Source organism: Pseudomonas sp. Sample_16 (assembly GCF_004307665.1).
Lineage (GTDB): Bacteria > Pseudomonadota > Gammaproteobacteria > Pseudomonadales > Pseudomonadaceae > Aquipseudomonas.
This window is the reverse complement of record NZ_RCOB01000208.1, coordinates 1-9,919: the sequence shown is the minus strand read 5'-3', so window position 1 is coordinate 9,919 and position 9,919 is coordinate 1. Positions and strand designations below refer to the sequence as shown.

General features: G+C 61.7%; 8 protein-coding genes. 4 read left to right on the top strand and 4 right to left on the bottom strand.

Annotation, left to right across the window (positions count from 1 at the left end; translation table 11 throughout):
• The 3 genes from D8U69_RS27465 to D8U69_RS27455 all read left to right on the top strand — a co-directional run.
• Positions 1-909, top strand: a 909-nt coding sequence (locus D8U69_RS27465; protein WP_206663075.1) for an enoyl-CoA hydratase/isomerase family protein, incomplete at its 5' end; no start/stop codon positions are given.
• A 207-nt stretch (positions 910-1,116) separates the two neighbouring features.
• The gene (locus D8U69_RS27460; RefSeq protein ID WP_130908542.1) at positions 1,117-2,688 is read left to right on the top strand and encodes a gamma-glutamyltransferase; all 1,572 of its coding nucleotides are present in this window, start codon (positions 1,117-1,119) and stop codon (positions 2,686-2,688) included.
• 113 nt (positions 2,689-2,801) lie between these two features.
• Entirely contained in the window at positions 2,802-3,494 is a 693-nt protein-coding gene (locus tag D8U69_RS27455; protein ID WP_130905034.1) for a GntR family transcriptional regulator, read from the top strand.
• On the opposite strand, the gene D8U69_RS27450 is transcribed toward D8U69_RS27455, so the two are convergent.
• Genes D8U69_RS27450 through D8U69_RS27435 form a run of 4 tightly spaced genes read right to left on the bottom strand, consistent with a single transcriptional unit; the run spans position 3,491 to position 9,272 of the window.
• Complete coding sequence (locus D8U69_RS27450; RefSeq protein WP_130905033.1) at positions 3,491-4,720, bottom strand: amidohydrolase family protein; 1,230 nt, start codon at positions 4,718-4,720, stop codon at positions 3,491-3,493. The genes D8U69_RS27455 and D8U69_RS27450 overlap by 4 nt on opposite strands.
• On the bottom strand, positions 4,717-7,209 hold the full coding sequence (locus D8U69_RS27445; protein WP_130908541.1) for an ATP-binding cassette domain-containing protein: 2,493 nt from the start codon (positions 7,207-7,209) through the stop codon (positions 4,717-4,719). Before D8U69_RS27445 ends, D8U69_RS27450 begins: the two co-directional genes overlap by 4 nt.
• Entirely contained in the window at positions 7,206-8,075 is an 870-nt protein-coding gene (locus tag D8U69_RS27440; protein WP_130905031.1) for a branched-chain amino acid ABC transporter permease, read from the bottom strand. The genes D8U69_RS27445 and D8U69_RS27440 overlap by 4 nt, the downstream gene beginning before the upstream one ends.
• A gap of 3 nt (positions 8,076-8,078) precedes the next feature.
• Positions 8,079-9,272, bottom strand: coding sequence for an ABC transporter substrate-binding protein (locus D8U69_RS27435; protein ID WP_130905030.1), 1,194 nt, complete (start codon positions 9,270-9,272; stop codon positions 8,079-8,081).
• Positions 9,273-9,459: 187 nt separating this feature from the next.
• Between D8U69_RS27435 and D8U69_RS27430 the strand changes: the two genes are divergently transcribed.
• A complete protein-coding gene (locus D8U69_RS27430) occupies positions 9,460-9,858 on the top strand; it encodes a nuclear transport factor 2 family protein (RefSeq protein WP_130908540.1) in 399 nt (132 codons plus the stop codon).
• The last annotated feature ends 61 nt before the right edge of the window (positions 9,859-9,919 follow it).

Sequence of the window (9,919 nt, the reverse complement as noted above, 5' to 3'; positions counted from 1 at the left end):
CTGTTGGGCGGGAGTACCATAGTTGGTCAAGCCCTTGCCGCCGACACTGCTACCAGTCCCCCAAAATCCGCCAGTTCCTCCCCCAACCAGTTTCTCATTGACAAGATCAGTCCGGAATACTGGCGAGTGCAGATCAACAACCCGCCTTTCAACATATATGGTCCGGATTCTACCTTGCAGTTCGAGAAGGTGGTCAGCGCGATAGAAAACGACACCAAACTCAAGGTGGTGGTTTTTGAAAGCAAGGTGCCTGGCTTTTTCCTAACCCACTACGACTTCGCCGAGCCTCTGGAGCGGACCCTGGAAATGCCCAACGGGAAGACCGGCCTGCCGCCCCTTCCGGACATGTTGGTACGCCTGAGTAAGTCCCCAGTGGTTTCCATCGCGATGATCAACGGCCGCGCCTCTGGCGTGGGCAGTGAACTGGCCTTGGCCAGCGATATGCGTTTTGCCAGCGACAAGGCAGTGCTTTCCCAATTTGAAATTGGCGCCGGCTTTGTCCCAGGCGGAGGCCCAATGGCGCGCCTGCCACGTCTTATCGGCCGCGGCCGTGCATTAGAGGTCCTGCTAAGCGGTAACGACATCGACGGCAAGCTGGCCGAGCGTTATGGTTACGTAAACCGCAGCTTTCCCGAAAACGAGCTGAACAGCTTCGTCGATGCTCTGGCCCGCCGTATCGCCACCTTCGACAAGCAATCTCTGGGCGAGATCAAGGAACTGGTGAATGTAGCTTCCCTCCCTTCAAACGAAGACGTCGGGAAAGAATGGCCCGCTTTTCTCAACTCTGTTCGACGCCCTGCCGCCCAACACCATATCGGCCGCCTTATGGAACTAGGTCTGCAACAAAAAGCTGATGTGGAAATTAATCTGCCCAAGTATACCGGGCAGGTCAGTGCCGAGAAAAACTAAGGCGCAGAAGACTGCATTTCCGAGGTGGCGGTTCATAAACTGTTGAACGACGCCGGATCTCTTCAATAGCTTGTTTTGGGGGGGCTGGTTGACGTTCAAAAGGGTTTGACGCTGGACGCCACCCCGTCTGCCGCAGGGTAAAAGGCATACATCTTGCATTGCTAACAATATTCATATCGATAGCTAGCAAAAAAGAGGCCTTGAACCATGATCGCTACCTCCAGTCGTGCCGTGATCTGTACGCCCCATGCCGATGCCAGCGCCACCGGCATGCGGGTTCTGGAGGCGGGCGGAACGGCCATCGATGCGATGCTGGCCGCCAGTGCCATGCTTGCAGCGGTTTTCCCGCACATGACCGGTCTGGGTGGCGATGCCCTGTGGATGATCCACGACAGCAAGGTGCGCACCATCGTGGGGATCGGCCAGGCCGGGCAGCGGTTGCCTGAGGGCGGATCCATCACCGTGCGAGGTCCGGCTTCGGTGGCCAGCACCGCGGGCGCGATGGCGAGCTGGAAGACCGCAGCAGACATCAGTCGTCATGAGTGGGGCTCCAGGCTGGGCTGGGCTGATCTGTTGGTAGACGCAGCGAGCGTGGCCGATGCCGGTGTCGTGGTTTCGCAATCGCAATTGTTCTGGCAAACCCTGCGCCAGCCGCTGATCGAGCAATTGCCGGACCTGCATCACCTGTGCAAGACCGACGGGCGCTGGCTGCGCGAGGGCGATAACCTGCGCCAGCCCGAGCTCGCCAACACCCTTCGCCATCTGGCGAAACACGGCGTCGAGGATTTCTACCACGGCGAACTGGCTGAGGCTTTCGGGGCTGCGTTCGATCGCCTTGGGTGCGGCTTGACCGCTGCCGATCTGGCCGCGACCCGCGCCCCTGAAGTCGCACCGATTTCGGTGCGTTACCGCGATGGACGACTCTACAATGTCGCGCCGCCGTGCCAAGGCCTTTACACGTTGCAGGCCATGGCCGCGCTGCAACACAAGCCGCTGGCGCAAGTCGGCAACGGCAGCGCGCTGTACTATCACTATCTGGTCGAAGCCATCAAGCAGGGGTTGCTGCGGCGCAATGCGCAGTTGTGCGATCCGCTGAGCAAGCCCTGGGATTTTGCCGCCAGTCTCGAAAGCGCGCAGATTCAAGCCTATGCCGATGCCATCGACGACCAGCGTGCTGCACCCTGGACCGAGCCGGGGCGCCCGGCCGATACCGTCTGGATGGCCGCGACCGATGCTCAGGGGCGTACGGCCTGCCTGATCCAGAGCCTGTTTCATGACTTCGGCTCGGGCTGCGTTCTGGGTGACACCGGCGTGCTGTGGCAGAACCGCGCTGCCGGCTTCAACGCGAATCCCGGGCACGTCAATGGCTGGGCTCCCGGCAAGCGTCCGGCGCACACGCTCAATCCGTCCTGCTATCTGGCTGACGATGGCCGACGCTGGTTCTTCGGCACCCAGGGGGGCGATGGTCAACCGCAGACCCAGATGGTCCTGGCGACCCAACTGATCGACTATCAGCAGCCCATTGACCAGGCCCTGCAAACCCCGCGCTTTTTGTTGGGGCGCAGTTTTTTCGACAGCACGGACAATCTAAAGCTGGAAGGCGACATGGCTGCCACCACGATTGAGGGCCTTGGGATGCTGGGGCATGAGGTGGAAATCATCCCGGCCCGCAGCCCCATGACCGGCCACGCCGGGATCATCGCCATCGATGCCGATGGCCTGCGCAGAGCCATGCATGACCCACGGGGCGAGGGCGCGGGCCTGGGTCAGGCGGGCTGAGCCGTGAGCGGGGCATTTGCCGGGTTCATGCCGCTGGCGGATAATGCCGCCGATTGCCCGCCATCCGCAGCCTTGCGTATTGGCCTGAGGCTTTCTGGACAACAGAGGAATGGATGGGCTTGAGCACTGTCACCGCCAAACAGCTTGAAGTGCAACGCATCGTCGATGCACTGTTCAAGGCTATCGCCCAGCATCGCCTGCCGCCTGGCACTCGATTGGTAGAAGCACACATTGTCGAAACCCTGCAGGCCAACCGCAATCATGTGCAGGTGGCGTTGCAGCGGCTGGCGATGCAAAAGGTGGTGACCATCGAAGCCAATCGCGGCGCCATGGTTGCTCAGCCGACGGCAAAGGAAGCGCGGGATATCTTCAGCGCGCGTCGCGCCATCGAGCGGGCGATCGTCGAGGCCATCACCCCGGCAGTGATGCGCAAACACCGGCAGCGCATCGCCCGGCACATGAACAACGAACGCAAAGCCACCAACGACACCGATCGACGTGCCATCGTCCGCGAGCTGAGCGAGTTTCACCTGCTGCTCGGCGAGATCAGTGGCAATGCCGTGCTGAGCGATATCCTCGCCAACCTGATGGTGCGCAGTTCATTGATCGTCGCGCTGTACCAGCGCAATGACGTGCCATCCTGCGCCTCGGATGAACATCAGGAGATCATTACCGCGCTGGAAAATGGCGACAATGAAAGAGCCGTCGCCGTCATGCTCGAACACCTGGATGAACTGGAAGGGCAGTTGGCCCTGGAAGAAAGCGTGCCCGAGGAATTCAACCTCAAGCAGGCGTTGATCGATTAAGCACTCGGCTTCAGCAACGTTCCCGCCGGCCGGCTGAACGTCTGAAGCCCTCCCTTGAAGCCCATGACCGGTGCGCATATTTCAGCGATGACCGCCGCCGGCGAGGGCGCGTCGAACACAATGAAATCGGCGCGGCAGCCTGGCAGCAGGCCGTAATCGGATAACCTCAGCATACGCGCCGCCTCGCTGGATACCCACGCCAGGCATTGCCGCAGTTGCGCCGCCGTGCCCATCTGGCTGACGTTGGCGAACAGGTTGGCCTGGCGGATCAACGAGGCGTCGCCATAGGGCGTGAACGGGTTGCCGATGTTGTTGGTAGACACCGAACAGGTCACGCCGCAAGCGTGCAGATGCGCCAGTGGCGCCAGTCCTCTGGGTTTGTTGTGAAACGCCTCGCGACCCATCAGGAACAGATCGGTGCTGGGCAGGCAAGTCACCTGCACGCCCGCTTGCGCCAGGTGCAGGCCAAGCACCGTCAGGGGTTCCCGGGGCAAGGTCGACAACTTGGTCGCGTGGCCGACGGTGACGCGTCCGCCCCAGCCATGCAGCTGCGTGCAGCGTGCCACCTCCATGACGGTCATGCCTTCGGGATTCAGGTCGAAATCCAGGTGCAGGTCCAGGTCGCAGTCGTAGCGCACCGCCAGTTCGAACAGGCGCCGGATCTGCCCGTTCGGGTCACTGTCCATATAGGGGCAGCCGCCGAGTACGCTGGCGCCGCTTTCCAGTGCCTGGCACAGCAGCGCTTCAGTCCCCGGATTGTTCAGTAAACCCTCCTGGGGGAACACGCAGATTTCCAGGCTGATGGCCCAGGCATAATCGGCTTGCAAGCGGCGAATGGCATTGAACCCGGTCAGGCCAATCTGCGGGTCCAGCTCGACATGGGTCCGGATATGCGTCGTGCCTTGGACAATCGCCTTGTCCAGTACCCGGGCACCGCGCCGATAGACATCGTCTTCAGTGAATTCGGCTTTTGCTGCCCGGGTTTGCGCCACGGCTTCAGACAGCGTGCCTTCGTGCAGCTGGCAGCGTTGCATGATGCAGGCCTTGTCCAGGTGCAAGTGGGTTTCGATCAGGCCCGGCATCATCAATTGGCCCTGCAGGTCAAGGGTTTGCCAATGGCGTGTGTCCTTACTGAAGGCGGCGACGAAGTAGCCGTTCTCGACATGAAGCTCGCTATTGGCGCGCTCGTCAGGCAGCCGGGCATTGATGACTTTCAAGGCGCTCATGCGACGGCTCCTTCACCCAGGTAAGCGGCAGCCAACGCCTGATCGTCGCGCAATTCTGCGGCGCTGGCGGCTTTGACAATGCTCCCGGTTTCCAGCACATAGGCGCGATCCGCCACCTGAAGGGCCAGGTTGGCCATTTGATCCACCAGCAGGATGGTCACGCCTTCGTCGCGCAGTGCGGCCAGTGCGTCGTACAACTCGCCGATCATGGCCGGTGACAAGCCCAGTGAAGGTTCATCCAGCAACAGGACTTTTGGCTTGGCCATCAGGCCGCGACCCACCGCGACCATTTGTTGTTCGCCACCGGAAAGCAGCCCGGCCGGGTTGTCGATGCGGTCTCGAAGGCGCGGGAAGCGCTTGAGGATCGCCTCGATTTCCGCGTCGGCGTCGAAGGCTTCGCGGCGTGAATACCCACCCAGCAACAGGTTGTCGCGCACACTCAGGTAAGGGAATACCTGGCGGCCTTCGGGTACCAGCGCCAGGCCTTTTGCCGCGACGGTGCTGGCGTTGGCCTGTTCGATGTTTTCGTTGTCCAGCAGGATGCTGCCGCTGCTGGCGCGATGCAGGCCTGCCAGGCACTGCAGGATGCTCGATTTGCCCGCGCCGTTGGCGCCGAGAATCGCCACCAGCTCGCCGGGATTGACCAGCAGGTTGACCTTGTCGACCACCGCTGACGCGCCATAGTCGATGACCAGGTCCTTGACGAACAGGCGCGCATCGCGGCTGCCATTCCAGGCCTGTTCGCGCGGCGTGGCCTGATACTCGGTGCCGCCCAGGTACGCGGCGATCACCTGCTGGTTGCGGCGGATTTCAGCCGGCGGCCCGGCGGCGATTGGCTTGCCCGCATCGAGTACCAGCAGGTGCTCGGACACCGACATGACCAGCGCCATGTCGTGCTCGACCAGAATCACCGTGAGGCCAAAATCCGCCAGCTTGCGCAGCAGAACGGCCAGATCATCGGTGTCGCGGCGGCTCAGACCCGCTGCCGGTTCATCCAGCAACAGGACCGCAGGCGCGGTGGCCAGTGCCCGGGCGATTTCCACCAGGCGGCGATCCACATGGGGCAAGTCCTCGGCGGCAATGTTCACCTCGCCGCGGTAGCCCACCAGTGCCAGCAGATCCAGCGCCAGGCTTCGCTGCTCGTCGGTGGCAAGGCTGAACGGCAGGCCCAGGCGACCCTTCTGCATCGCGACCAGCAGATTGTCCAGCACCGACATTTCGCCGAACAGCAGGGTGGTCTGATAGGTGCGGGCGATGCCGGCCCGGGCGCCTTTCCAGGCCGGCAGGCCCGCCAATGGCTGTTGCAATTCGATCTGGCCGCTGTCCGGCACATAGAACCCGCTGATCATGTTGAGCACGGTGGTTTTACCCGCGCCGTTGGGGCCGATGATGCTGGTGATGCTGCCGGCAGGTGCATGCAGGCTGACATGCTGCGCGGCCTGCACGCCGCCGAAGCGAATGCCTATGTCACTGACCCGCAAGCCTGAAGACGGGCCACGACTGCGCAAATGCGCGGCGATGCGTTGCTGATCGATGCGCGTCGGTGGCAGCAAGCGAGGCGGTTTGATCCAGCGTCGGGCGAGGGCGCCGAGCAGGCCGTTGGGCGCGATCCAGAGCACCAATAGCAGGAGCACGGAAAAGATCAGCAGGCGGTACTCGGCAAAGTCGGACAGCAGTTCCGGCACCAGCACGATCAGCAGTGCGCCAATCAACGGTCCGAACAGCATGCCGCTGCCGCCGACGATCACGGCCAGGACAAACAGAATGGATTGGGAGAACGGGAAGGATTCAGGGTTGATGAACATCAGCAATGGCGCGAGCAAGCCACCCGCCAGCCCGGTCAATGCCGCCGACAAGGCAAACGCCAGGGTTTTGCTGATGACCGGATTGAAGCCCAGTGAGCGGGCGGCAATCTCCGAGGCTTTCACCGCGCGCATGGCCTTGCCCCAACTGCTGTGGCTCAGGCGCTGGTAAAACAGCAGGGCGCCTATCATCAACGCACCGGCCAACAGGGCGAGGACAGTCGCCGGATCAAGGCCGGCGAATTCCGGCAGCGGGATACCCATCAAGCCGTTGGAACCGCCCGTAACGTCCCGCCATTCGATCAGGCTGTGATGCACCACAAAACTGAAGGCGATGGTGATCATCGCCAAGTACGGGCCGCTGACCCGAAGGGCGGGAATCGCCAACAGCGCGCCAACCAGTCCGGCTACCGCACTGGCCGTGGGCAGGGCCAGCCACAACGGCCAGCCCGCCAGGGTCAGCAGTGCCGATACATAGGCACCGATGGCGTAGAAGGCGATATGCCCGAAGGAAATCTGCCCACTGAGGCCGATCAGGATATTGAGGCCCACACCGACCACCGCCGCCAGGGCGCAGAGGGTGAAAACCAGCAGCGAGTAGCTGTCCAGCGTGAACGCCAGTACGCCGCAGACGATCGCGAGCAAGGCAATGAAGACCGGTGCGGCCAGGGGGTTGAAGTTCTTCATACTTTCACCAATGCCTGGCTGCCGAACAGACCGTTGGGACGAATCGCCAGCGCGACAATGACCAGCGCAAACGTGAATATCTGGGTGAAGGCGGAGCCGAAATACAACGTGATCAATGCTTCAGTCAGGCCGAACAGCAGCCCCGCCGTGAACACACCGCCCGCGCTGGTGATACCGCCGAGAATGGCCACCGCGAACGCCTTGAGGCCGAACAACATGCCCATTTCCGCATTGACGCTGAACAGCGGCGCAATCAATAAACCCGCCACGCCGGCGAATAACGTGGAGACAGCAAAGGCGATGGCGACCACACGATTGACGTTGATCCCCATCAGCATCGCTGCGCGGGGATTCTGCACGCAGGCTTCCAGCACCTTGCCCAGCCGGGTGTAGCGCCGCACCAGATACAGCGCCAGGGCAATGGCCGCGCCTGCCAGCGGAATCAGCAATTGCAGTGCGCCCACGTTGCTGCCAAACAGCTCGATGTTCAGATTGACCAGGCTGCTTTCAAATTGGCGCGGCTCCTTGCCGAAGGTAAACAGCGCCAGGTTATCCACCAGGATGCCTCCCGCCACCGTTGCCATCAGCCAGGCCTGTGAGCCGCGACTGTGGAAGGGCCGTACCAGCCAGCGTTCGATCACCAGGCCGTACAGCCCGCAGAGGAGCAGCGTCAGCGGCAGGGCCAGCCACAGCGACCAGCCCCAGTTGATGCAGAGGGTGTAGCCCAGCACGGCGCCGACCATCATGGCGCTGCCTTGGGCAAAGTTGACGGTGCGCGAGACGACGTAGGTCAGGTGAAAACCCAACGCCAGCAACGCGTACATGCTGCCGAGGCCGAGGCCGGTGATGATGGCGGCGGTGAACATGGCTTACTCCTCAGGCTTGAGCGGCACGATCTGGTCGTTGACGACGTGGGTGAACAGATAGTCGTCCGGCCCCAGCGCGTCATGCTTGGATGGGGTAAACGGTTGCGTGTAGTGCTTGATCAAGCCGTCGTATTCGTTGATGGCGTAGAACCCGTCGCGTACGGCCTTGCCGTCGGTACTGCCGGCTTTTTCGATGGCCTGGGCGGTGAGATGCAGCGCGTCGTAGGCATTGGCAATGCCCACTGCCGGCGTGACGTCAGCCAGCGTCTTGATCTGCGGGTATGCCGTTTTCAACGCAGCCAACAGGGCATCGCCCTTGGCGCCATTGTTCTCGGTGAACACGTAGGTCTGGATGAAATGCACGCGAGAGGCGTTCGGCCCCGCCAATTCGCCAAAGCGTCCACCGGCCGGCCCCCAGTGAGAAACGACCGGCACGTCCCAGCCCATGCGGTCCAGGGACTTGACCACCTGTGCCGAGGGACTGACGTTACCGACCAGCAGCAGGGTGTCCGCACCGGCGTTTTTCAATCGGGTCAGTTGCGGCACTACGTCGAGATCGCTGTCCTGGATACGCTCGACACCAGCGTTGGGCATGCCGCGTTTTTCCAGGGCGCGCTTGAATCCAGCCTCGTTGGACTCGCCCCATGGATTGTTGATGAGGATCATCCCCGGCTTCTTCATGCCGTTGTCGACGCCGTACTTCACCAGTGCCTCATCCACCAGTTCATCGACGGCGGAAACCCGGAACACGTAGTTATCGGCTGCGCCGTTCTCGGTGATTTTCGTACCGGCGGCCCAGATGCCCATGAACGGTACTTTCATCTGGTTGACCAGCGGCACGATGGCCAGGGAAACCGGTGTATCAAGACCGCCAAACAGCACCGCGACCTTTTCCCGCTGGACCAGTTCGCGAGCGGCGAGGATGCCCTTGGACGGGTTGCTTTCGTCGTCACGCCGCACCAGCTCCAGCGGACGCCCCAGCACGCCGCCGCTGGCGTTGACCTCATTGATGGCCATGGTCAAGCCCCGAGTCAGGGCTTCGCCGGATTTGGCCGACTGGCCCGAAAGCGCGGCTACCAGACCGACTTTGATCGGCGGCTCGGACGCTTGCGCGCCACCGAAAACAGCCATGTTGAGCGTGACTGCCGCAGCCACGGGAAACAGCAGACGTTGCAGGTTTGGAAGCCGGGTGGCCATGGTTGATTCTCCTGATTGCTAGCAGTTGCATAATTATTGCTAGCAAGTAGGATGCCAGTCGCAGCAGCCCTTGAAATAGGGTGGTTTTGCAGGGGCTGGCAGAGTTTTTCGCGCCAAAAGAAGGCGGCTTGCACCATGCAAAGGCGTCCGAATCAACCGGGTATTCCTAGAGTCAGGAGTTTTAGCGATGTCTGAAATGAATAAAGATGTACAGATTGTTAGCAATTTTCTCGAGGCTTCCATGGCCCCGGATCCCGTCCGGGCGGCGACGTTCATGAGTGCCGATGTAAAGATCACCTTCACCGGCGGCCGGGCCATGCCCGATCCACTGGCGATCACGGCGTTCAATGGCTCACGCTACGCCTGGGTCAAGAAAGCCATGGGAAACTTCGACTGGATGGACCGGGGCGACCATACCGTGGTGTATTCCAATGGCACACTGTTCGGCCAATGGCCGGATGGCCGCTGCTTTTCGGGCAATCGTTATCTGGACCGCTTCGAAGTGCGCGATGGCAAGATCACCCATATGGACGTCTGGAACGACAGTGCGGAATGGCTGCTGGCACCGGAGATTGCCAAGGAATGAAAGGGCACTTTGTTGTTGCGCACAGTTGAGCCAGGGTTCAGCGCGAACGAAAAGTTGGGGG